23 protein-coding genes and 1 pseudogene are annotated in these 22,210 nt (G+C 62.6%); 18 read left to right on the top strand and 6 right to left on the bottom strand.

Annotated features, from left to right (window positions below):
- Positions 1 to 11 precede the first annotated feature (11 nt).
- From iscR to SR858_RS18025, 10 genes are all read left to right on the top strand, one after another.
- Complete coding sequence (gene iscR / locus SR858_RS18070) at positions 12 to 494, top strand: Fe-S cluster assembly transcriptional regulator IscR (protein ID WP_026637015.1); 483 nt, start codon at positions 12 to 14, stop codon at positions 492 to 494.
- A gap of 47 nt (positions 495 to 541) precedes the next feature.
- Positions 542 to 1,798 carry an IscS subfamily cysteine desulfurase gene (locus SR858_RS18065; protein ID WP_019920392.1) on the top strand — a complete coding sequence of 419 codons (1,257 nt, stop codon included), beginning with the start codon at positions 542 to 544 and terminating at the stop codon, positions 1,796 to 1,798.
- Positions 1,799 to 1,848: 50 nt separating this feature from the next.
- Entirely contained in the window at positions 1,849 to 2,241 is a 393-nt protein-coding gene (iscU, locus tag SR858_RS18060; RefSeq protein ID WP_019920391.1) for a Fe-S cluster assembly scaffold IscU, read from the top strand.
- A gap of 125 nt (positions 2,242 to 2,366) precedes the next feature.
- A complete protein-coding gene (iscA, locus tag SR858_RS18055) occupies positions 2,367 to 2,690 on the top strand; it encodes an iron-sulfur cluster assembly protein IscA (RefSeq protein WP_019920390.1) in 324 nt (107 codons plus the stop codon).
- Between the two features lie 7 nt (positions 2,691 to 2,697).
- A complete protein-coding gene (hscB, locus tag SR858_RS18050; protein WP_019920389.1) occupies positions 2,698 to 3,213 on the top strand; it encodes a Fe-S protein assembly co-chaperone HscB in 516 nt (171 codons plus the stop codon).
- A 67-nt stretch (positions 3,214 to 3,280) separates the two neighbouring features.
- Positions 3,281 to 5,161, top strand: coding sequence for a Fe-S protein assembly chaperone HscA (hscA, locus tag SR858_RS18045; protein ID WP_019920388.1), 1,881 nt, complete (start codon positions 3,281 to 3,283; stop codon positions 5,159 to 5,161).
- Between the two features lie 131 nt (positions 5,162 to 5,292).
- Positions 5,293 to 5,634 carry an ISC system 2Fe-2S type ferredoxin gene (fdx, locus tag SR858_RS18040; RefSeq protein ID WP_019920387.1) on the top strand — a complete coding sequence of 114 codons (342 nt, stop codon included), beginning with the start codon at positions 5,293 to 5,295 and terminating at the stop codon, positions 5,632 to 5,634.
- A 130-nt stretch (positions 5,635 to 5,764) separates the two neighbouring features.
- On the top strand, positions 5,765 to 6,589 hold the full coding sequence (locus SR858_RS18035) for a class I SAM-dependent methyltransferase (RefSeq protein ID WP_051120274.1): 825 nt from the start codon (positions 5,765 to 5,767) through the stop codon (positions 6,587 to 6,589).
- Positions 6,590 to 6,618: 29 nt separating this feature from the next.
- Positions 6,619 to 7,641 carry a low-specificity L-threonine aldolase gene (gene ltaE / locus SR858_RS18030; protein ID WP_019920385.1) on the top strand — a complete coding sequence of 341 codons (1,023 nt, stop codon included), beginning with the start codon at positions 6,619 to 6,621 and terminating at the stop codon, positions 7,639 to 7,641.
- A complete protein-coding gene (locus SR858_RS18025; RefSeq protein ID WP_019920384.1) occupies positions 7,638 to 8,387 on the top strand; it encodes an rRNA pseudouridine synthase in 750 nt (249 codons plus the stop codon). The genes ltaE and SR858_RS18025 overlap by 4 nt, the downstream gene beginning before the upstream one ends.
- A gap of 5 nt (positions 8,388 to 8,392) precedes the next feature.
- On the opposite strand, the gene SR858_RS27780 is transcribed toward SR858_RS18025, so the two are convergent.
- The 6 genes and pseudogenes from SR858_RS27780 to SR858_RS18000 all read right to left on the bottom strand — a co-directional run bounded on the left by SR858_RS27780 (position 8,393) and on the right by SR858_RS18000 (position 11,814).
- Positions 8,393 to 8,791 carry an FxDxF family PEP-CTERM protein gene (locus SR858_RS27780; protein WP_407654711.1) on the bottom strand — a complete coding sequence of 133 codons (399 nt, stop codon included), beginning with the start codon at positions 8,789 to 8,791 and terminating at the stop codon, positions 8,393 to 8,395.
- 234 nt (positions 8,792 to 9,025) lie between these two features.
- Positions 9,026 to 9,250, bottom strand: a pseudogene (locus SR858_RS27775) (hypothetical protein); the annotation flags it as partial.
- Between the two features lie 321 nt (positions 9,251 to 9,571).
- Positions 9,572 to 10,096, bottom strand: a complete 525-nt coding sequence (locus tag SR858_RS18015) for an RDD family protein (RefSeq protein WP_026637013.1) — start codon at positions 10,094 to 10,096, stop codon at positions 9,572 to 9,574.
- The gene (locus tag SR858_RS18010; protein WP_019920381.1) at positions 10,083 to 10,835 is read right to left on the bottom strand and encodes a DUF3106 domain-containing protein; all 753 of its coding nucleotides are present in this window, start codon (positions 10,833 to 10,835) and stop codon (positions 10,083 to 10,085) included. The genes SR858_RS18015 and SR858_RS18010 overlap by 14 nt, the downstream gene beginning before the upstream one ends.
- The gene (locus SR858_RS18005) at positions 10,835 to 11,251 is read right to left on the bottom strand and encodes a DUF3619 family protein (protein ID WP_019920380.1); all 417 of its coding nucleotides are present in this window, start codon (positions 11,249 to 11,251) and stop codon (positions 10,835 to 10,837) included. The genes SR858_RS18010 and SR858_RS18005 overlap by 1 nt, the downstream gene beginning before the upstream one ends.
- Positions 11,248 to 11,814: an RNA polymerase sigma factor gene (locus tag SR858_RS18000; protein WP_019920379.1), complete on the bottom strand. Its 567-nt coding sequence runs from the start codon at positions 11,812 to 11,814 to the stop codon at positions 11,248 to 11,250. The genes SR858_RS18005 and SR858_RS18000 overlap by 4 nt, the downstream gene beginning before the upstream one ends.
- Before the next feature lie 463 nt (positions 11,815 to 12,277).
- Between SR858_RS18000 and SR858_RS17995 the strand changes: the two genes are divergently transcribed.
- The 8 genes from SR858_RS17995 (at position 12,278) to SR858_RS17960 (ending at position 22,187) form a co-directional block, all read left to right on the top strand.
- Positions 12,278 to 14,023: an acetolactate synthase 3 catalytic subunit gene (locus SR858_RS17995; RefSeq protein ID WP_019920378.1), complete on the top strand. Its 1,746-nt coding sequence runs from the start codon at positions 12,278 to 12,280 to the stop codon at positions 14,021 to 14,023.
- Position 14,024: 1 nt separating this feature from the next.
- On the top strand, positions 14,025 to 14,516 hold the full coding sequence (gene ilvN, locus SR858_RS17990; RefSeq protein WP_026637011.1) for an acetolactate synthase small subunit: 492 nt from the start codon (positions 14,025 to 14,027) through the stop codon (positions 14,514 to 14,516).
- A gap of 57 nt (positions 14,517 to 14,573) precedes the next feature.
- Positions 14,574 to 15,590 carry a ketol-acid reductoisomerase gene (ilvC, locus tag SR858_RS17985; protein WP_019920376.1) on the top strand — a complete coding sequence of 339 codons (1,017 nt, stop codon included), beginning with the start codon at positions 14,574 to 14,576 and terminating at the stop codon, positions 15,588 to 15,590.
- Positions 15,591 to 15,737: 147 nt separating this feature from the next.
- Positions 15,738 to 17,951, top strand: a complete 2,214-nt coding sequence (locus SR858_RS17980; protein ID WP_040377302.1) for a TonB-dependent siderophore receptor — start codon at positions 15,738 to 15,740, stop codon at positions 17,949 to 17,951.
- Positions 17,952 to 17,983: 32 nt separating this feature from the next.
- Positions 17,984 to 19,051, top strand: a complete 1,068-nt coding sequence (locus SR858_RS17975) for an alpha/beta hydrolase (protein ID WP_019920374.1) — start codon at positions 17,984 to 17,986, stop codon at positions 19,049 to 19,051.
- Positions 19,052 to 19,183: 132 nt separating this feature from the next.
- Positions 19,184 to 19,969 (top strand): response regulator, encoded by a 786-nt coding sequence (locus tag SR858_RS17970; RefSeq protein ID WP_019920373.1) that lies wholly within the window; start codon positions 19,184 to 19,186, stop codon positions 19,967 to 19,969.
- A gap of 7 nt (positions 19,970 to 19,976) precedes the next feature.
- A complete protein-coding gene (locus tag SR858_RS17965; RefSeq protein WP_019920372.1) occupies positions 19,977 to 21,329 on the top strand; it encodes an ATP-binding protein in 1,353 nt (450 codons plus the stop codon).
- A gap of 102 nt (positions 21,330 to 21,431) precedes the next feature.
- Complete coding sequence (locus SR858_RS17960) at positions 21,432 to 22,187, top strand: SIMPL domain-containing protein (protein WP_019920371.1); 756 nt, start codon at positions 21,432 to 21,434, stop codon at positions 22,185 to 22,187.
- Positions 22,188 to 22,210: the final 23 nt, after the last annotated feature.

The raw sequence follows: 22,210 nt of genomic DNA, 5'->3' as shown, positions 1-22,210 counted from the left end.
CCGAGGTAGTGATGCGTCTGACCACTAAAGGCCGTTTTGCTGTGACTGCGATGATCGACCTGGCTTTGCGCCAAGGCAAGGGTCCGGTCACGCTATCGGGCATCAGCCAGCGCCAGGCCATTTCGCTGTCGTACCTGGAGCAATTGTTCGGCAAGTTGCGCCGCCACGAAATTGTCGAATCGATCCGTGGTCCGGGGGGGGGTTACAGCCTGGCCCGCCGGGCGGACAAGGTCACGGTGGCCGACATCATCATCGCCGTCGATGAGCCGCTGGACGCCACCCAGTGTGGCGGCAAGGAAAATTGCCACGGGGCGGACGCCGCCAGTGGCGTGCGTTGCATGACCCACGAGTTGTGGGCCACGCTGAACGAAAAAATGGTTGATTACCTCGATTCGGTGTCGTTGCAGGATCTGGTCGATCAACAGAAGCAAAAGCATGCCGACCAAAGCGTGGTGGTCATGCACCGCAATGAAAACCAGGCCGCGTTGGGTTGAGCGCATTGCTTGCCAGGCTAAAAACAAAAGATGAACGGAGTTACCAGATGAACGCCCCAGAAAAAAATCTCGCCGCCGTAAAGTTCCAGACCGCGCCGCATTTCCCTATTTATATGGACTATTCGGCCACCACGCCGATCGACCCGCGCGTGGCCGATGCCATGATTCCTTACCTGCGCGAGCAGTTCGGCAATCCCGCATCGCGCAGCCATATGTACGGCTGGACTGCTGAAAAAGCGGTGGAAGAGGCGCGCGCCCACGTCGCCGCCCTGGTCAATGCAGACCCGCGCGAAATCATCTGGACCTCCGGCGCCACCGAGTCGAACAACCTCGCCATCAAGGGCGCAGCGCAGTTCTACAAGACCAAGGGCAAGCACATCATCACGGTAAAAACCGAGCACAAGGCCGTGCTCGACACCGTGCGCGAACTGGAGCGCCAGGGCTTCGAAGCGACGTACCTGGAACCGCAGGACAACGGCCTGATCACCATCGAGCAGCTGACCGCCGCCATCCGTCCCGACACCATCCTGATTTCGGTCATGCTGGTGAATAACGAAATCGGCGTGATCCAGCCGATCGACGAGATCGGCGCGCTGTGCCGCTCGAAAGGCATCATCTTCCACTGCGACGCTGCGCAAGCGACCGGCAAGATCGTGATCGACCTGCAAAAAACCAAGGTCGACCTGATGACCTTTACCGCGCACAAAACCTACGGCCCGAAAGGCGTGGGCGCGCTGTACGTTTGCCGCAAGCCGCGCGTGCGCATCGAAGCGCAAATGCACGGTGGCGGCCACGAGCGCGGCTTGCGTTCGGGTACGCTGCCTACCCATCAGATCGTGGGCATGGGCGAAGCGTTCCGCCTGGCCAAAGTGGAAATGGATACCGAAATTTCGCGCATCAAGGCGCTGCGCGACCGCCTGGCCACGGGCCTGCAGGAAATCGAAGAAACCTACATCAACGGCGACATGGACCACCGCGTGCCGCACAACCTCAACGTCAGCTTCAACTACGTCGAGGGCGAGTCGCTGATCATGGCCGTGAAAGACCTGGCCGTGTCGTCCGGTTCGGCCTGCACCTCGGCCAGCCTGGAGCCATCGTACGTGTTGCGTGCCCTGGGCCGCAGCGACGAACTGGCGCACAGCTCGATCCGCTTTACCATCGGCCGTTTCACGACCGAAGAAGACATCGACTTCGCCATCGAACTGATGAAGTCGAAAGTGGGCAAATTGCGTGAACTGTCGCCGCTGTGGGACATGTTCAAGGAAGGGATCGACATCAGCTCGATCCAGTGGGCCGCGCATTAATCACGCTGCGCGCTACGTACGAATCACCTAAAAGATACAGGAGCAACAAAATGGCTTACTCGGAAAAAGTACTGGACCACTACGAAAACCCACGCAACGTCGGCGCTTTCGACAAGGGCGATGACAGCATCGGTACCGGCATGGTGGGCGCGCCAGCGTGCGGCGACGTGATGAAACTGCAAATCAAGGTCGGCGCCGATGGCCTGATCGAAGATGCGAAATTCAAGACGTACGGCTGCGGTTCGGCCATCGCCTCGAGTTCGCTGGTGACCGAATGGGTCAAGGGTAAAACCCTGGACCAGGCACTGGCCATCAAGAACACGCAAATCGCCGAAGAACTGGCACTGCCACCGGTCAAGATTCACTGCTCGATCCTGGCAGAAGACGCGATCAAGGCGGCTGTTCAGGACTATCAAGCCAAGCACCCAGCAGTCGCCGCTTAAAGTTGTTGAAATGCGATCGTGGTGCGCCGTAGTGGCGTACTGCCTTCGCCGCCACGCCTGACCACAATCGCATTACAACAACTTTGGTTTTATATAGGCCGGCTGTCGCCGGCACGGAGAATTAGATGGCAATTACCCTGACCGAAAAAGCAGCCAAGCACATCAATCGCTACATCGAACGCCGCGGCAAGGGCGTCGGTTTGCGTTTTGGCGTGCGTACCACCGGCTGCTCGGGCCTGGCGTACAAGCTCGAGTATGTCGATGAAGTGGCCGACGAGGACAGCGTGTTCGAGTCGCACGGCGTGAAGGTATTCGTCGATCCGAAAAGCCTGCCGTATATCGACGGCACCGAGCTGGACTTCGCACGCGAAGGCTTGAACGAGGGCTTCAAGTTCCACAACCCGAACGAAAAAGACGCTTGCGGTTGCGGCGAGAGTTTCCGTATTTAAACCGCCTATGCAAAATCACTTCGAGCTGTTCCAGCTGCCGCAGCGGTACGCGGTCGATGCCCATGCGCTCGACAACGCCTACCGCGACGTGCAAGGCCGGGTCCACCCGGACAAATTCGTCAACGCGACCGATGCTGAAACGCGCGTCGCCATGCAGTGGGCCACGCGCGCCAACGAGGCGTATCAGACGCTGAAGAACCCGCAAAAGCGCGCCCAGTACCTGTGCGAGCTGCACGGCGTCGATCTGCAAACCGAATCGAATACCGCGATGCCGGTAGCGTTTTTGATGCAGCAGATGGAATGGCGCGAAGCGCTGGGCGACGCCCGCGCCGCAAAGGATGCCGACGCCCTCGACGCGCTCGACCGCGACCTGCGCGCTGCCCGCAAGGCGCAGCTGGCCGACATCGAACAGCAGCTCGACGCTGCCGATTACACCGGCGCGGCCCAGGGTGTGCGCGCGCTGATGTTCCTCGAAAAATTCGGCGAAGAAGTCCGCTTCGCCTTCGAAGCAATCGAAGCCTGAGGCCTGCGGGGCCGCTACAGGTTCCCCATGCCGCCCAGGCAAACCAACAAGAATACAGGTTCCACCCATGGCACTTCTGCAAATCTCCGAACCAGGCATGTCCACCGCACCGCACCAGCATCGGCTGGCGGTCGGGATCGACCTTGGCACCACCAATTCACTGGTTGCCACCGTGCGCAACAGCATCCCGGAAGTGCTCAATGACGAAGACGGCCGGCCGCTGCTGCCGTCCGTGGTGCGCTACCTGCCCAACGGCCACGCCAACATCGGCTACAAGGCCCAGCAGGCGCAGGCGACGGATCCGAAAAACACCATCGTCTCCGTCAAGCGCTTCATGGGACGCGGCCTGGCCGATATCGCCTACGTGGAAAACATGCCGTACGATTTCCAGGACACGCCCGGCATGGTGCAGCTGAAAACCGTGGCCGGCATCAAGAGCCCGGTGGAGATCTCGGCGCAAATCCTGGCCACCCTGCGCCAGCGCGCGGAAGATTCGCTTGGCGACGACCTGGTGGGCGCGGTAATCACCGTCCCGGCCTACTTCGACGACGCCCAGCGCCAGGCCACCAAGGATGCCGCGCAACTGGCCGGCATCAACGTGCTGCGCCTGCTGTCCGAGCCGACCGCTGCGGCGATTGCCTACGGCCTCGATAACGGCTCCGAAGGCGTGTACGCCGTCTATGACCTCGGTGGCGGCACCTTCGACATTTCGATCCTGCGCCTGTCGAAAGGCGTGTTCGAAGTCCTGTCCACCGGCGGCGATTCGGCGCTGGGCGGCGACGACTTCGACCACCGCCTGTTCTGCTACATCCATCAACAGGAAAAACTGGCGCCGCTGTCCGACGAAGACACCGCCACCCTGATGATCAAGGCGCGCGAGGCAAAGGAACTGTTGTCGAACAAGACCGAAGTGACGGTTGACGCCATCCTCAACTCGGGCGAGGAAGTCCACCTGCGCATCACCGCCGAGACCTTCCACGAGATCACCAAACACCTGGTCGCCAAGACCATGAACGCGATCAAGAAGGCGCTGCGCGACGCCAGCATCGATCCAGACGACGTCGATGGCGTGGTCATGGTCGGCGGCGCCACGCGCATGCCGCACGTGCAGCGCGCGGTGGGCGAGTACTTCCACACCACGCCGCACGCCAATATCGACCCCGACAAAGTGGTGGCGCTCGGCGCTGCCGTGCAGGCCAATCTGCTGGCCGGCAACCGCGCCGCCGGCGACGACTGGTTGCTGCTCGACGTGATTCCGCTGTCGCTCGGCATCGAGACCATGGGCGGGCTGGTGGAAAAAATCATCCCGCGCAATTCGACCATTCCGTGCGCGCGTGCGCAGGAGTTCACCACTTTCAAGGATGGCCAGACCGCGCTGGCCGTGCACGTGCTGCAAGGTGAGCGCGAACTGGTGACCGACTGCCGTTCGCTGGCGCGTTTTGAATTGCGCGGCATTCCACCGATGGCGGCGGGCGCGGCGCGTATCCGCATCACGTACCAGGTCGATGCCGATGGCCTGCTGTCGGTGTCGGCGCGCGAACTGCGCTCGGGCGTGGAGGCGTCGATCAGCGTCAAGCCGGCCTATGGGTTAGGGGACGACGACGTGGCGCGCATGCTGCAAGAGTCGTACAAGTCTGCCGACGTGGATATGATCGCCCGCGCGCTGCGCGAAGAGCAGGTGGAAGCGGAACGCATCCTGCTGGCCACGCAGGCGGCGCTGGACGAAGACGCCGCCTTGCTGTCCGACGAAGAGAGCGCGGCAGTCGATGCGTTGCTGGCCGCCACCCGCGACGTATTGGCCAGGTCGCAAAGCGGCGCGGCCGACCACGGCGCCGTGAAAGCGGCGGTGGAAGCGCTGGCGCATGGCACCGAAGAATTCGCGTCGCGCCGGATGGACCGCAGCGTGCGCAGCGCGCTGGCGGGCAAGGCGCTGAATCAGGTAGTGTAAAAACCATTGGTCTCTGCTCCGTCATTCCCGCGCACGCGGGAATCGATACGAAGCCGGCTAAATTGCGTGTCTATGGATCCCCGCGCTCGCGAGGATGACGGCGGCGTCAAAATTAAATGTAGAGGTATCAAGTGCCACAAATCGTATTCCTGCCCCACGCCAAACTGTGCCCGGACGGCGCCGTTGTTGAAGCCAAGTCGGGCCAGACCCTGTGCGACATCATGCTCGAGAACGACATCAACATCGAGCACGCGTGCGAAAAATCGTGCGCCTGCACCACCTGCCACGTGCTGGTGCGCGAGGGGATCGAGTCGCTGAACGAAGCGAGCGAAACCGAAGAAGACATGCTGGACAAGGCCTGGGGCCTGGAAGCCGTGTCGCGCCTGTCGTGCCAGGCCGTGGTGGCCGACGAAGACATGGTGATCGAGATCCCGAAATACACGATCAACCACGCCAGCGAAGGCAGCCACTGATATGGCGTCTGCCAAGGCTGGCGCACAGAGGCCGGCAAACAAACCGGCTGCCAAGTCGGTAGCGCCGAAAACCGGCGCAGGTAAAATCGGCACAGGTAAAATCGGTACGACTGTGACCGGCGCCGACAACATGCCCGAAATCCGCGAAGGCCAGACCGTGGCGCTGCTGCAGGAGCTGCACATCCTCACGCGCGACGGCAAGATGAACCAGGACAGCCGCCGCAAGCTGAAGCAGGTCTATCACCTGTACCAGTTCATCGAGCCGCTGCTGAAAGACGTGCTGGCTGCCAAGGGCCACGTGTCGCTGGTCGATCATGGCGCCGGCAAATCGTACCTCGGCTTCATCATCTACGACCTGTTCTTCAAGGCGCTCGAAGCCGGTTCGCATATCTACGGTATCGAGACGCGCGAAGAACTGGTGGCGCGCTCGCAGCAGCTGGCCGCGCAGTTCGATTTCCCGGGCATGTCGTTTTTGCCGCTGTCGGTGGCCGAGTCCACCGAATCGACATTGCTGCCGCCGCAGATCGACATCGTCACCGCGCTGCATGCGTGTAACACCGCCACCGATGACGCCATCGATTTCGCGCTGAAGAAGAAATCGAAGCACATCGTGCTGGTGCCGTGCTGCCAGGCTGAAGTCGCGTCGGTGCTGAAGAAGAACAAGGGGCAATCGATGGGCAAGTCGGCATTGTCCGAAATCTGGCGCCACCCGATCCACACCCGCGAATTCGGCAGCCAGATCACCAACGTGCTGCGTTGCCTGCAACTGGAAGCCCATGGCTACCAGGTGACGGTGACGGAACTGGTGGGCTGGGAGCACTCGATGAAGAACGAGCTGATTATCGCCACGTATAAAAACCTGCCGCGCCAGCGGCCCGCCGAGCGCCTCAAGGAGGTACTCGACACGGTAGGTTTGCAGGAAATGGACAAGCGATTCTTTACAGAGCAGGTATAACCTAATAATTTATAAAGGGGCAGGGCACGATGGCTGAGCATAATGAAAAGTGGCTGGACCTGCGCAGCGACACCGTCACCCGCCCCAGCGCGGCCATGCGCGCCGCCATGAACGCAGCGGACGTCGGCGACGACGTCTATGGCGACGACCCCACCGTCAACCGCCTGCAGGAATATGCGGCCGACCTGTTCGGCTACGAGGATGCACTGTTCGCGCCATCGGGCACGCAGAGCAACCTGCTGGCGCTGCTGGTCCACTGCGGACGCGGCGACGAATACCTGGTCGGCCAGGAAGCGCACACCTACAAGTACGAAGGCGGTGGCGCGGCCGTATTGGGCAGCATCCAGCCGCAGCCGATCATCAATCAGCCCGATGGCGGCATTGCGCTGGACGACATCGCCGCCTACATCAAGCCCGACGATTTTCATTTTGCGCGCACGCGCCTGCTGGCGCTGGAAAACACCATCGGCGGCCGCGTGCTCAGCCTCGACTATACGCGCCAGGCGACCACGCTGGCGCATGACAAGGGCCTGGCCACGCACCTCGACGGCGCGCGCCTGTGCAACGCCGCTGTGAAATTGGGCGTGAGTCCGCGCGAGGCGCTGGCCGGTTTCGACAGCGCGTCGATCTGCCTGTCGAAAGGCCTGGGTGCGCCGGTGGGTTCGATCCTGTGCGGCACCCGACCGTTAATCAAGGAAGCGAAGCGCTGGCGCAAGATGCTCGGTGGCGGCATGCGCCAGGCCGGCATGATCGCTGCCGGTGGCCTGTATGCGCTCGAGCACAATATCGGCCGCCTGGCCGACGACCACGCCAATGCTGCGTACTTCGCGGGCGAGCTGGCCAAGATGAAGAAGATCAAGGTCAGCACGCCGCAAACGAATATTTTTTACGTCGACATTCCCTCGTTCGTATGCCAGGGGTTGAACGACGTGCTGCAACTGACTCGCATCCGCGTGTCGATGGCGCCCCGGCTGCGCATCGTCACGCACATGGATGCCACGCGCGACGATATCGATCGCGCAATTACCGTATTTGGAGATTTTTTCGGATGAACACCCCTGACAAGGACAACGACAACACCGTCCGCCTGGCCAAGCGCCTGGCCGAGGAACGCCCCTGTTCGCGCCGCGAGGCCGAGGTCTATATCGAGGGCGGTTACGTCAGCGTCGATGGCGCGGTGGTGGAAGACGCCGGCGCACGCGTGACGGCGGAGCAGCAGATCACGGTGGCCGACGACGCCACCTTGCTGGAAATCGTACCGGTCACGCTGCTGCTGCATAAACCGGCCGGTGTGAACGGCGGCATCGGCAAGGATGGCCAGCAGGCGCTGCACCTGCTGCAGCCGGCAACGCTCACGCGCACGGCGCCAGCCCAGCGCGTGTTAAAGCGCCACTTCACCAACCTGACCCTGACCACGCCGCTGGAAACCAAAGCCAGCGGCTTGCTGATCTTCACCCAGGACTTCCGCGTCACGCGCAAGCTGGTCGATGATTCGAGCAAGATCGAAGAGGAAATCATCGTGGAAGTGGGTGGCCAAATCAAAGATAACGGCCTGGCTTTATTGAATCACGGCCTGCCGTTCAACGGCAAGCCGCTGGCGCCGATCAAGGTCAGCTGGCAGAACGAGAATCGCCTGCGCTTTGCGGTCAAGGGACCGAAGCCCGGCCAGATCGAGCACATGTGCAAGATGGTGGGCCTCGAGGTGGTATCGATGAAGCGCATCCGCGTCGGCCGCATCGCCATGGCCAGCTTGCCGGCAGGCGAGTGGCGCTACTTGCAGGACCACGAGCGCTTCTGATTACCTCATGCGGCCGGCCTGGCCGCGCGGCGGCGGCGCGCCATGAAACCGAGCATGCCCAGGCCGCCCAGCATCATGGCGTAGGTGGTCGGCTCCGGTACTGCGGACACTCCTTGCGCCGACAGGATCAGCGTGCCGCATTCCAGGGCGCCGGTGGTACGGCATCCAAAGGCGGCAATCTGGTTGCTGTCATTGATGCCGACAGCAGACTGCAGGTACCATCCCGAGGCCGGGTCGATCAAGCTGTTGAGGTTGTACAGCGTGCCGTTGTCCCACAGTTGCGCGGTACCGCCGCCGAGGTAGTCGGTACCGACCACCAGCGAGGACTTGTTGATGTCGATGCCGCTAAAGGCGCCGATGTTGGTCAGCACGCCATTCGAATATACAAAACTTTCCGTTACCATGCTCGGGCCGTAGCGGCCCTGCAGCAGGATGTCGCCGTTGTCGCTGATGCCGTTGGCGTACATCTGGTAGCCGTCCGGGTGGCTATTGGCCAGCGGCGTGGTGGTGCCATTGGCATAAATTACTGGGGTGGCCGTCCAGGAATACTCGCCGGCGGTGCCGACGATCTGTCCCTGGTTGTTGATGGCGGTGGCCGAACCCTCGAATGGCGCAGGTTGTCCAGGATTGAGGTCGGTCAGTGTGCCATTCTGGTACACGAAGCCGTGGCGCTGGTCGCCGCCCACCCCGAAGCTGCCGGCTACCTGGCCAGCATTGTTGATCGACAGATCGCCTACTTCCACACTCGCGCCGCCGATATTGGTGAGCGTGCCATCGGACTGGATGAAAGCCTGACGTACGCCGGTAGGCGAGGTTTGATAGCCGACGACAGTGGCGGCATCATTGATGCCGGTCACCACCATGTTGCTGCCGCCGAGCACCGACAGACCGCTGCCGCTGTATAGCACGGTTTGGCCGGCGATGCGACCGACGACCTGGCCGGCGTTGTTGATGGCGGTGGGGGAAAAGTCACCGGCGTAGGTCACGCCGAACAGGGGAGCGGCCATTGCAGGCATGGCAGCGGCGCCAACGGCTAGCGCAGCAAGAAGCTTCATTTTCATAAATTGCATGTGGTTTCCAGGCAGGTTTAGGGACGCACCCGGCGGGTGCGGCGCCTTGCAGCAGAAACCGCAAGGCTTGCCTTTATTGTAATTCAAAAAATGCAAGCATTTATGACAATACTGCTACGGTGCGACCGGTTTGTGCTTCTTGGGCGGCGCCGGCAGTTGCACCAGCCGCGTGCCCGTCAGGCGGTCATGCAGGAACTGGCGCTCTTTGTCGAACAGTGCCGTCAACGACCACAGCAACACACCTGCCAGCACCGCGCCCAGCGCCTGCCAGTGCTGCAAGCCGAACACGCCGCAGACTATCACTGCCGGCAATACCCACAACCAGCACAGCAAATAACGCAGCATCGCCACGCGCGGCGCCACGCGGTCGTGGCCCGGGTGGACCAGCTTGAGGCGCCAGGTGCGCATGGCCAGGGTCTGGCCTTCGCGCGTCCACTGGTGGACGAAATAGACTCCGAGCACCACGAAGCACAACACCTGGCGCAGGTGTTCGATCAGCGGCGCATGGCTGGCGCCGGTGATCATTTCGAAAATCAGGAACGGCAGGAACAATACCGCAAACGCCAGCAGGAATTCGTACACCATCGATACCAGGCGGCGTTTGACGGTAGGGAAGGTCGTGACGTTATTTGGTGGCATCGGGGATGGCCGGCGCGACGGACGCCGGTGGGGCGGGAGGCTGGGGAACCGTCGCTGGCGCAGCAGCTGGGGCCGGCGCCGGTGGCGTAATGACCGGCGCGATATTGGATGCATCGGGCCAGGGCTGGCCGGTGGCCGGATCGAGCCATGGCGCGGGCGCTGGCAATGGTGTGGCTGGTGGCGCAACGTGCGGCTTGATCGGCGTCGGCAACTGCTGCTTGCTTTGCGACGGCGTGGGCAGGTTGGCCAGCTGCTTCTTGCTGGCAGAGTTGGCTGCCTTGGCCGCCAGCTGCTGCTTCTGCACGTCGGACAATTGCTGGTAGTTTTCCCACTGCGTGGATTTTTTCGACGGATCGACCTTTTGCGCGCGTGCGAAGTTTTCGCGCACCTGGCGCCGCTCCTCGGGCGTCATGCGCACCCACTCGCGCATGCGTTCCTGCACCCGCAACTGCTCGTCGGGTTTCATGGCGGTGTAGCGCCTGGCGATCGCCAGCCACTTCTGCTTGCGGATCGGTTCGACCTTGTCCCACTCGGCGGCCAGCGGCTCGAGCGCGATTTTTTGTGCCGGCGTCAGGTCTTTCCACAGGGTTTTTTCAGGGGCACCTGGTGCGCCGGGCACAACCGCCGCGAGCGCCGAGGGCGCATTGGCGCTCGGACCGACCCATGCCGCACCACCTGCTGCTACCGCTAACACCGCCAGTGCGGCGATGCCCATGCCGGCCGAACCACTGACCGCCATTATTGCTCGCTCTGCGCCAGGTAGGCGTTGAAGCCGTGGTCGAGGTAGGCCGTGGGCGGCAGCTCGTCGGACAGCACGGCGGCGTCCATCTCGGCCAGGTCGGCAATGCGTTGCTGCTCTTCGAAGTGGTAGATGCCGGTGAGGCCGCCAACGAGCAGCAGCAGTGGCAGCGCCACGCCCATGCGGCCGAGCCAGCCGAAGCCCTGCGACAGCACGCCGCCGTTATCACCATGGCCGGCAGTAGCGAACCGGGCCTGGCGCACGGTGAGCGGCGCTGCCACGTGGGCTTTCTTGCGGGCCATGGCCAGCTTGCGCGCCTGCGCCAGCCGGTCGGTGGTGGATGCGGGCAGGTCGTCGAGACGCTCGTTGAGCGCGTGGCGTACCTTGTACGCGAAGTTCAGATCGTCGGTGTTCATAATTTAATTCCCAAGGCTTTGAGCGAGGCGGCCAGTGCGTGAGTTGCGCGTGAGCAATGCGTCTTCACGCTCCCTTCGGAACATCCCATTGCTTCGGCTGTTTCAGCCACATCCATGTCCTGCCAATAACGCATCAGGAACGCTTCTCGTTGACGTGCCGGAAGCTTTTGAACCTCGTTATCGATCAATTCCAGCATTTGCTGGCGTTCGACCTTGTCGGCGGACGATTCCGCGGCTTCAGAACCTTCCTCGGAGAAAGATTCGAGTATATCAAAGTCCTCGTCGCCATCCTTGGACGATCCCATGCCGGAAAACAGCGTGACCCAGGTATTGCGGACTTTTTCGCGGCGGAAGTAATCGAGGATGGTGGTTTGCAGGATGCGCTGGAACAGCATGGGCAGCTCGGCGGCCGGCTTGTCGCCGTATTTTTCGGCGAGCTTGATCATCGCGTCCTGCACGATGTCCAGGGCCGATTCGTCCTTGCGCACCGCGTACACCGCTTGCTTGAAGGCGCGCCGTTCGACGTTCTCGAGGAAGTCGGAGAGTTCTTTGTCTGTGGCCATGCTGGAGGTTGTGGAAAACTGACCGCATCCTAGCAAAAATCCCACGCATTTGCATGGTTTTACGTCATTCCACCCACTTTTTGCACCGGTAACAGGCCTTTTTCTACTTTGTTCTTGCTCAACATGGTGCATCGGGTGTACCGTATGGGACGCTTTGAACACCCCGAAGCTGTATGGTCATCTCGCAGCAGGCACACAACGCCGCCATCGACATGACGCGCTTTCATATGTAGGCAGTTTGTTCTGACCCGCGCCACAAGCGCGAGAGGTAAGCACAACCGCTACAGAATTCCAGCGAAACGACTATATGCGTTTTAGCGCCATTTTGCCCGTCACTACGGTTGGCGGAAGAGGTGGACGTGACCGCATGACAAAGGGACGTTGGGCAAGCTGTAGGGGTAGGCATATTTCGCGAGGGAAGAACATCCGATCAATCTCCAATGGACCTTGAAAGGAATGTTTCATGAACACCGAAGCATCTTCGCAACAACAACTTAGTGGTCAACTGACTGGCGCCGAAATACTGGTGCGCTGCCTCGCGGAAGAGGGCGTTGAACACGTCTTCGGCTATCCCGGCGGTGCCGTCCTGTATATCTACGACGCCATCTTCAAGCAAGACAAATTCCAACACGTTCTGGTACGCCATGAGCAGGCTGCGGTTCACGCTGCCGATGCCTATTCGCGCAGCTCGAACAAGGTTGGTGTCGCGCTGGTCACGTCCGGTCCGGGTGTCACCAATGCCGTCACAGGTCTTTCCACCGCTTACATGGATTCCATCCCCATGGTCGTGATCTCGGGCCAGGTGCCCAGCCACGCCATCGGCCAGGATGCCTTCCAGGAATGCGACACGGTCGGTATCACCCGTCCCGTGGTCAAGCACAATTTCCTCGTCAAAGACGTCAAGGATTTGGCGGAAACCGTCAAGAAAGCCTTCTTCATCGCCCGCACCGGCCGTCCCGGTCCCGTGCTGGTCGATATTCCGAAGGATATCTCGATGCACAAGACGACGTTCTCGTACCCGAAAGAGGTCGAGATGCGTTCGTACAAACCGGTAGACAAGGGCCACGCGGGCCAGATCCGCAAGGCCGTCCAGCTGTTGCTGCAAGCCGAACGTCCGATGATCTACACCGGCGGCGGCGTGATCCTGGCCAGCGCATCCGACGAGCTCAACAAGCTGGTCGACAAGCTGGGCTTCCCGGTCACCAACACGCTGATGGGCCTGGGCGCCTATCGCGCCTCGAGCGAGAACTTCGTCGGCATGCCCGGCATGCACGGCACGTATGAAGCGAACATGGCGATGCAGCACTGCGACGTCCTGATCGCCATCGGCGCCCGCTTCGACGACCGCGTGATCGGCAACCCGAAACACTTCGCGTCGCACCCGCGCAAGATCATCCACGTCGATATCGACCCATCGTCGATTTCCAAGCGCGTCAAGGTCGATATTCCGATCGTCGGCAACGTCAAGGACGTGCTGATCGAATTCCTGGCCCAGCTCGACGCCAGCGAAGCCAAGCCGAATGTTCCTGCAGTCAAGGACTGGTGGAAGCAGATCGCCGAATGGCGCGGCAAGGACTGCCTGAAATTCGCCGATTCGGATCTCGTGATCAAGCCGCAATCGGTCGTGCAAAAGCTGTGGGAAGTGACCAAGGGCGATGCCTTCATCACGTCCGACGTCGGCCAGCACCAGATGTGGGCCGCACAGTATTACCCGTTCGACAAGCCCAAGCGCTGGGTCAACTCGGGCGGCCTGGGCACCATGGGTGTGGGCTTGCCGTACGCCATGGGCGTGCAGATGGCCAACCCGGACGCGACCGTTGCCTGCATCACCGGCGAGGGCTCGATCCAGATGTGCATCCAGGAGCTCGCTACCTGCAAGCAATACCACCTGACGCCGAAGATCATCATGCTCAACAACCGCTTCCTGGGCATGGTCCGGCAGTGGCAGCAGATCGACTACGGTTCGCGCTACTCCGAGTCGTACATGGATTCGTTGCCGAATTTCGAGAAGCTGGCCGAGGCCTATGGCCACGTCGGCATGCGCATCGAAAAACCGGGCGATGTCGATGGCGCGCTGCGCGATGCGTTCGGCATGAAAGACAAGCTGGTGTTCATGAACTTCATCACCGACCAGTCGGAAAACGTGTGGCCGATGGTCAAGGCAGGCAAGGGCCTCTCTGAAATGCTGCTCGGTTCGGAGGACTTATAACATGCGACACATTATCTCTGTCTTGCTGGAAAACGAAGCCGGTGCGCTGTCGCGCGTGGTCGGCCTGTTCTCGGCCCGGGGCTACAACATCGAAACGCTGACGGTCGCGCCAACCGAAGACGCCACCCTGTCGCGGATGACCATCGTCACCAGCGGCTCGGACGACATCATCGAGCAAATCACCAAGCACCTGAACCGCCTGATCGAGGTAGTCAAGGTGGTGGACCTCACCGAAGGCCAGCACATCGAACGCGAGCTCATGCTCATCAAGGTGCGCGCCGTGGGCAAGGAACGTGAAGAAATGAAGCGCACGGCCGATATCTTCCGTGGCCGCATCATCGACGTCACCGAAAAGTCCTACACGATCGAACTGACCGGCGCCAAGAGCAAGCTCGACGCGTTCATCGATTCGATCGACCGCGCCTCGATACTCGAGACGGTACGTACCGGCGGTTCCGGCATCGGACGCGGCGAACGCATCCTCAAAGTTTAATCCCGGTACCGCCTACAGCAAGTACCTGTTTACCATACAAAATACCAAGGAATTATCATGAAAGTTTTCTACGACAAAGACGCCGACCTCTCCCTGATCAAGGGTAAAAACGTTGCCATCATCGGCTATGGTTCGCAAGGTCATGCACACGCACAAAACCTGTCCGAGTCGGGCGTCAACGTGACCGTTGGCCTGCGCAAGGGCGGCGCTTCGTGGAACAAGGTTGAACAAGCCGGCCTGAAAGTGGCGGAAGTGAACGACGCCGTCAAAGCTGCCGACGTCATCATGATCCTGCTGCCGGACGAGAACATCGCCCAGGTCTACAACGAAAACATTGCCCCGCACGCCAAGCAAGGCGCGGTACTGGCCTTCGCCCACGGCTTCAACGTGCACTACGGCCAGGTCGTGCCACGCGCCGACCTCGACGTGATCATGGTGGCTCCTAAAGCCCCGGGCCACACCGTGCGCGCTACCTACACCCAGGGCGGCGGCGTGCCTCACCTGATCGCCGTGTACCAGGACAAGTCCGGCACCGCCCGTGATATCGCCCTGTCGTACGCGTCGGCCAACGGCGGCGGCCGTGCCGGCATCATCGAAACTAACTTCCGCGAAGAAACCGAAACCGACCTGTTCGGTGAACAAGCCGTACTGTGCGGTGGTGCTGTCGAGCTGATCAAAGCTGGTTTCGAAACCCTGACCGAAGCTGGCTACGCGCCGGAAATGGCATACTTCGAGTGCCTGCACGAACTGAAACTGATCGTCGACCTGATCTACGAAGGCGGCATCGCCAACATGAACTACTCGATCTCGAACAACGCCGAATACGGCGAGTACGTGACCGGTCCTAAAGTTGTCACCTCGGCCACCAAGGACGCAATGCGTCAGTGCCTGAAAGACATCCAGACCGGCGAATACGCCAAGTCGTTCATCCTGGAAAACAAAGCTGGTGCGCCAACCCTGATCTCGCGTCGCCGCCTGAACTCGGAACACCAGATCGAAGAAGTCGGCGCCAAGCTGCGCGCCATGATGCCTTGGATCGCCAAGAACAAGATGGTTGACCAGTCGAAAAACTAAGCGTTTTTCTGCTCATGAAAAGCCGGCGCAAGCCGGCTTTTTGCGTTATGCGGCGCCACATTGTTGACACACCTTGACAAACTTTTCAGCTTGCAAATGACTATCATTCTCGTTTGACACATAGGACCAACGAGGACATAGCATCAGATGAAGCACATTCCCTACACCCCCATGGCCGCCGCCATTGTCGGCGCTTTGATGATGTTGCCGCTGGCAGCAAGCGCGCAGCAAGCCCCCGCCGAGCAAACCCTGGCCACCGTGCAAGTCGTGAGTACCGCCGAAGAAGAACTGAAACAGGCGCCCGGCGTCTCGGTGATCACGGCCGAAGATATCGCCAAGCGCCCGCCGGCCAACGACCTGTCGGAAATCATCCGCACCATGCCCGGCGTGAATCTGACCGGCAATAGTTCGAGCGGCCAGTACGGCAATAACCGCCAGATCGACCTGCGCGGCATGGGACCTGAAAACACGCTGATCCTGGTCGATGGCCAGCCGGTGAGTGCGCGCAACTCGGTGCGCATGGGCCGCAGCGGCGAGCGCAACACGCGTGGCGACACCAACTGGGTGCCGGCCGAAGCGGTCGAGCGCATCGAAGTGCTGCGCGGTCCGGCAGCGGCGCGTTACGGCAGCGGCGCGGCCGGTGGCGTGATCAATATCATCACCAAGTCCCCGGGCAAGCAGCTGGCCGGCTCGGTCACCGCGTACACGCTGGCGCCCGAGCACAGTGAAGAGGGTTGTACCCGCCGCCTCGGCTTCAACCTCAGCGGTCCGCTGGCTGACAATTTCTCGTTCCGCGTGTACGGCAACGTCAACAAGACCGATGCCGACGACCAGGCTATCAACGCCGCCGCGTCGGGCACCGCTGCCGGCAACGTGGCGCCGGCCGGCCGCGAAGGCGTGCGCAACCGCGACATCGGCGGCCTGCTGCGCTGGGACGTGGCCACCGGCCAGGTGCTGGAACTGGAATCGGGCTTCAGCCGCCAGGGCAATATTTACGCCGGCGACCGCGCCGTGGGCGGCGCTGCGGTCGACACCGGCATCGTCGGCAGCCTGGCCGCAGAGGGCGCGGAAACCAACGTCATGATCCGCCGTAACGCATCGCTCACGCACCGTGGCAAGTGGGACTTCGGCACATCGAAACTGTCGCTGCGCTACGAAGACACCGACAACACGCGCCTGAACGAAGGCCTGGCTGGCGGCCCGGAAGGCAATATCACGACCACCGCCACCCGCTCGACCTCGGCGCTGCAAAACTATGGCCTGAACGGTGAAGTGAGCATGCCGTTGAAATGGGGCGGCGTGCCGCAGATGCTGACTGCCGGCTTCGAGGCGCGCCAGGAAAAGCTCAACGACCCGTATTCGATGACGCAAACCGCCACCGCGATTCCGGGCATGACCGCCACCAACCGTGACGGCAAGACCGACGCCACCACCTACGGCGTATTTGTCGAAGACAATATCAACGCCGGCACCGGCCTGCTGCTCACGCCCGGACTGCGCTTCGACGACCACAGCCAGTTCGGCACCAACTGGAGCCCGAGCCTGAACGTGTCGTACGAACTGACGCCGGCCATCTCGCTCAAGGGCGGCGTGGCGCGCGCGTTCAAGGCGCCCAACCTGTACCAGTCGAACCCGAATTACCTGTACTACACGCGCGGCAACGGCTGCCCGGTCAACAACCCCAACCTCGGTGGCGGTTGCTATGTGCGCGGCAATGAAAACCTCAAGCCCGAGATCAGCCTGAACAAGGAAATCGGCATTGCCTTCAACAGCAATGGCTACGTGGCCGGCCTCACGTACTTCCACAACGATTACAAGAACAAGATCAGCGGCGGCATGGACAGCCTGCTGGGCAACACCACCGCCAACGGCCGTATCTTCCAGTGGGAAAATTCGCCGAAGGCGATCGTGCAGGGTGTGGAAGGCAATCTGACCTTACCGTTCGCCCGCAACATCAAGTTCATCAACAACCTGACTTACATGGTCGAGAACGAGAACAAGACCACCGGCGAGCCGCTGTCGGTGATTCCGAAATACACGCTCAACTCGCAACTGGACTGGCAATTCAACGACAAGCTGTCGCTGCTGCTCACTGGCACCTATTACGGCAAACAGGAGCCGCGCCGCCTGACCGGCACCGGCGCCGCCGCCACCGGCGCCCAGTTGAACGCGCTCGATCCGTACGGCGTGGTGGGTTTCAGCGGCGGCTACGTGTTCACCCGCAACCTGTCGGTGCGCGCCGGCGTCAACAACCTGTTCGACAAGCGCATGTTCCGCGAAAGCGTGGGGTCCGATGCGGGCGCCGCCACGTATAACGAACCGGGCCGTTCGCTGTTCGTCAGCCTGTCGGCGTCGTTCTGAGCATGGCGCGCATGCTGCTTTCCGGGAGCCGGATGTCGGACCGGGTGACCAGGAGGCCAGCGATCGAACGCGGACGGCGGGTTGCCGCCGCGACCGTCGCCACCTTGGCGCTGGCGCTGGCGCCCGCCATGGCGCAGCCCAACCTGGCGCAAGCGGTGGGGCCGACCGTGGCCGAGCCTTCTTCGCCCGCATCCGCCGCTTACCGCTTCGAGCAGTGGGAGCTCGATGCCGCCGACGGTGCGCGCCGTTACCGCGTGCAGTTGGCGGTGCCCCGGCGCGCGGCGCCGGCCGGTGGATTTCCGGTGCTGTATATGCTCGACGGTAACGCGGCTTTTGCCGCGCTGACTGCGGACCAGCTGCTGGCGCTGGAGCGCGATGGCACGCCGCCGGTGATCGTTGCCATCGGCTACGCCACGAACTTGCGCTTCGACACCACGGCGCGCGCCTACGACTACACGCCGCCAATGCCGGGGCCGGGGCCGACCATGGACAGTGGCGCCCATGACCGGCCGGCCGGCGGCGCCGATATTTTCCTGGCGCTTATCGAACAGCAGATCAAGCCGGCCGTGCGCGAGCGCGTGGCGATCGATCCTGCACGGCAGTCGCTGTGGGGGCATTCGTATGGCGGCCTGTTCGTGCTGCATGCGCTGCTGCGCCAGCCGGCTTCGTTCCAGCGCTATATTGCCGCCGATCCGTCGTTCTGGTGGCAGAACGGCTTTATTTTGCAGGAGGAACGGCAAGCGGCTGCCACCGCGCCCGGAACCTGCCTGCTGGTGATGAGCGGGGCCAGCGCCGGCAACGCCAACAACGCCAACAACGCCAACAACGCCAATCCGGCCAGCGCCGCCGCTGGCCAGGCGCCGCCGCCAGCCCGCGCCGGTATCGACTCCGCCGCTGCCCAGCGCATGCGCGAAGCGCGCCGCGCGGTGCCGCCGGAAACCGCGCGCCTCTTTGTCGCGCGCCAGGCGCAGCGCGATGGCCTGCATGCCACCTGGCGCGAGTTCGAAGGCGCCAGCCATGGCGCCATGCTGGGCTTGTCCGTCGGCCCGGCCCTTCAGGTCGCCAGCGGCGCTGCGGGCCCGTCCTGCACTCTGCCATAGGAGGGTTGCAACGCTGTCGTTGTCGTGATTGTCCGCCGTATCTTTTCGCGCCATGCTGCTACAATAGCGCGATAATGAGAATACGAATCAACCGCATTAACAAAGGTTAATGTGGCACCAGGGTGCATCATCATGACGACGGCAGCACAAGCAGGCGAACACATACTGGTCGTGGACGACCATCCCGACATCCGCGATGCGCTGGCGGCTTACCTGCGCCGCCAGGGCCTGCGCGCCACCACCGCCGCCAGCGCGAAGCAGGCGCGGCTGGCGCTGGCCGGCACCCGGTTCGACCTGATGGTGCTCGACGTGACCATGCCAGGCGAGGACGGCCTGTCGCTGTGCCGGGCGGTCGCCGCCAGTTCGCAGCTGCCGGTGATCCTGCTGACCGGAATGAAAAGCGCAGCCGACAAGCTGGCCGGCTTCGAGAGCGGCGCCGATGACTATGTCGTGAAACCTTTCGATCCGCCGGAGCTGCTGGCGCGCATCCGTTCGGTGCTGCGCCGCTGCAGCCGCGCCCAGTATCTCTCGCCCACGCCGCCGGCTGCGTCCACCTCTGCCAATCCGTACGCCGGCTTCGCCTTCGACGCCTGGTACCTCGACGTGCAAAAACGCCAGCTGTACGACCAGCAACTAAACATTCCGGTGGCGCTGAGCCAGGCGGAGTACCGCCTGCTGCGCGCGCTGGTGGACCACCCCGGTACCATACTGAGCCGCGACCGCCTGATGGACCTGACTGTGGGCGATGACGCCTTGCCGTTCGACCGCAGCATCGACAGCCAGGTCAGCCGCCTGCGTAAGAAACTCGAGCGCGACCCGCGCCAGCCGGGCCTGCTCAAGACCGTGTGGGGGCAGGGCTACCTGTTTGCCACCGACGTCGTTGCCTGCCCGCGCGGCGTGCCGCACACCGCGCAGTGACCGCGCCATGACGGCATACTGGCAGCACTGGTGGTCGCGCACCATGGCCGCGCAACTAATCCTGGTGCTGTTCGGCGCCATGATCGCCTACCAGGTCGCCTCGCTGATCGTGCTCGGGCGCGGCGACGTCATCCACCCGGTGTCGCGTCGCCATGTCATTGCCCAGGCCGTCGATATGTGGCGCCTCGCTGGCGCCCAGTTGCAGGCCGTGCCCGGCGCCGCGCAGGCATCGCAACTATTGGCCGCGCTCGATCGTCCCGGTACCCATGTGCGCGTGGCCGCTGCCAGCAATATCGAACCGCACCAAGCGCTGCCCGGCGAGGAATCCAACCTGCACGCCAGCCTGCTGGCCAGGACCGGCCTGGCGGCCGACGCCGTGCGGGTGCGCTTCGAGCCGGCCGAAGGCGACGACCAGCAAGCCCGGCTGGCCATCTCCATGCGCCTGGCCGACGGCCACTGGATGAACAGCGCCCAGCAGCCGATGACCAAGTTCCCGTGGTGGCGCTCGAACCGCTTCTCGCTGCCGATGACCACCTTGCTGGTGCTGGCGCTGGGCTTTGCTTTCGTGCATGGCACCTTGCGCGCGATCCGCAAGCTTGCGCGCGTGGCCGAGCGGGTGGGGCGCGGCGAGCAGGTGGCGCCGCTGCCGTTGAGCGGCCCGCGCGAGACGCGCGAACTGACCGCCTCGTTCGACGCCATGCGCCAGCGGCTGGCGCGCCATATCGAAGACCAGGCGCAGCTGATCGGCACCATCACCCACGATCTGCGCACGCTGATTGCCACGCTGCGGCTGCGCGCCGAGCTGGTGGACGATGCCGACCTGCGCACTGCCATGCAGCGCACGCTGGTGGACATGGAACAGATGGTCGAGCAATCGCTGCGCATGGCCAGCGAGGAGGCCCACGCGGAAGTGACGATCGAAACCGACCTGGCCGGTCTGCTGCGCGACATCGCCGCCGAACAGGGTGCGCTGGGGCAGGACGTGCGCCTGCACGCCACGGCGCCCGCCAGCGTGCCGTACCGTTGCCGGCCGCTGGGGCTGCGTCGCGCGCTGACCAACCTGGTGGAAAACGCGGTGCGTTACGGCAGCCGCGCCCGCATCGGCATTGAGCATGCCCGGGCGGAGGCGGGCGGCGGCGCCGTGCTGCGCATCGTGATCGACGACGACGGCCCGGGCATCGCGCCGGCGCAGCTGGACAATGTGTTCAAACCGTTCTTCCGGCTCGACCGGGCAAGCGGCGGCACCGGACTGGGGCTGACCATTGCCCGGTCATGCGTCGAAGCGCACGGCGGCAGCCTGCAGTTGCACAACCGGGGCGGTAGCGGTCTGCGCGCGGTGGCGCTGCTGCCAGCGTCTTGATAAGTTAGGTGCGCTCTGTTACAAACACTCACCATGTCTTACAGTTGCGTCATGTAAATTCAGTTAAAGTTTGTTTTGTCTTAAACTTAACTGGAGTATGCAATGACCGTCATCAAACACCTCGCCGCCGCCGCAGTTTCACTCGCACTGACGGGCGCCGCCCATGCCGCCGAAGCGCTGCCGACCACCGGCGCGCTGGTCGTCGTGCCGGCCTTCGGTGAAGTCAAGCATGCCAATGACCAGGCCGTTGCTACCTTTGCCATCGAAGAGCAGGACAAGGACAAGGCTGCTGCCGCGTCGCGCGTGAACCAGAAAATGAAGCAGGGCGTCGATATCCTGAAAAAGGCCGATCCGCAAGCGAGCCTGAAAACCCAGGGCTATTACACCTATCCGGTGTATCCGGAAGACCGCCCTTTGCCGAACGGCCAGATCGCCAAGCCGCGCGTGCCGACTTCGTGGCGCGTGGGCCAGTACGTGGAAGTGACCACCACCAACCTGGAAGCGCTGCCGAAAACGGCTGCCGCCGCCCAGAAAGTGCTGACCCTGAACAACCTCAATTTCGGCCTGGCCCCGGAAACCACCAAAAAGCTCGACGATCAGCGCATCGCCGCCACGTATAAAAACCTGAACGAGCGCATCAACTCGATCGCTAACGCCATGGGCCGCAAGGTTGGCGATGCCGTGCTCGAGACGGTCGATTTCGAAGGTTCGGGCAACTATGCCCAGGAAGGCGCCCGCGCCGCGCCGATGATGATGCGCGCCAAGGCCGCCGACAGCATGGAAGTGGCCGAGCCGAGCTTCGAGCCGGGCGAGACCACGCTGGAAATGCGCCTGGTGGGCAAGGTGCGCTTCAAATAATGTGATGTTGTAGGGCAAACATC

It is taken from the genome of Duganella zoogloeoides, from assembly GCF_034479515.1.
Classification (GTDB): domain Bacteria; phylum Pseudomonadota; class Gammaproteobacteria; order Burkholderiales; family Burkholderiaceae_D; genus Rugamonas; species Rugamonas zoogloeoides.
Note: the sequence above shows the minus strand (reverse complement) of the source record. Positions and strands in the feature narration are given on the sequence as shown.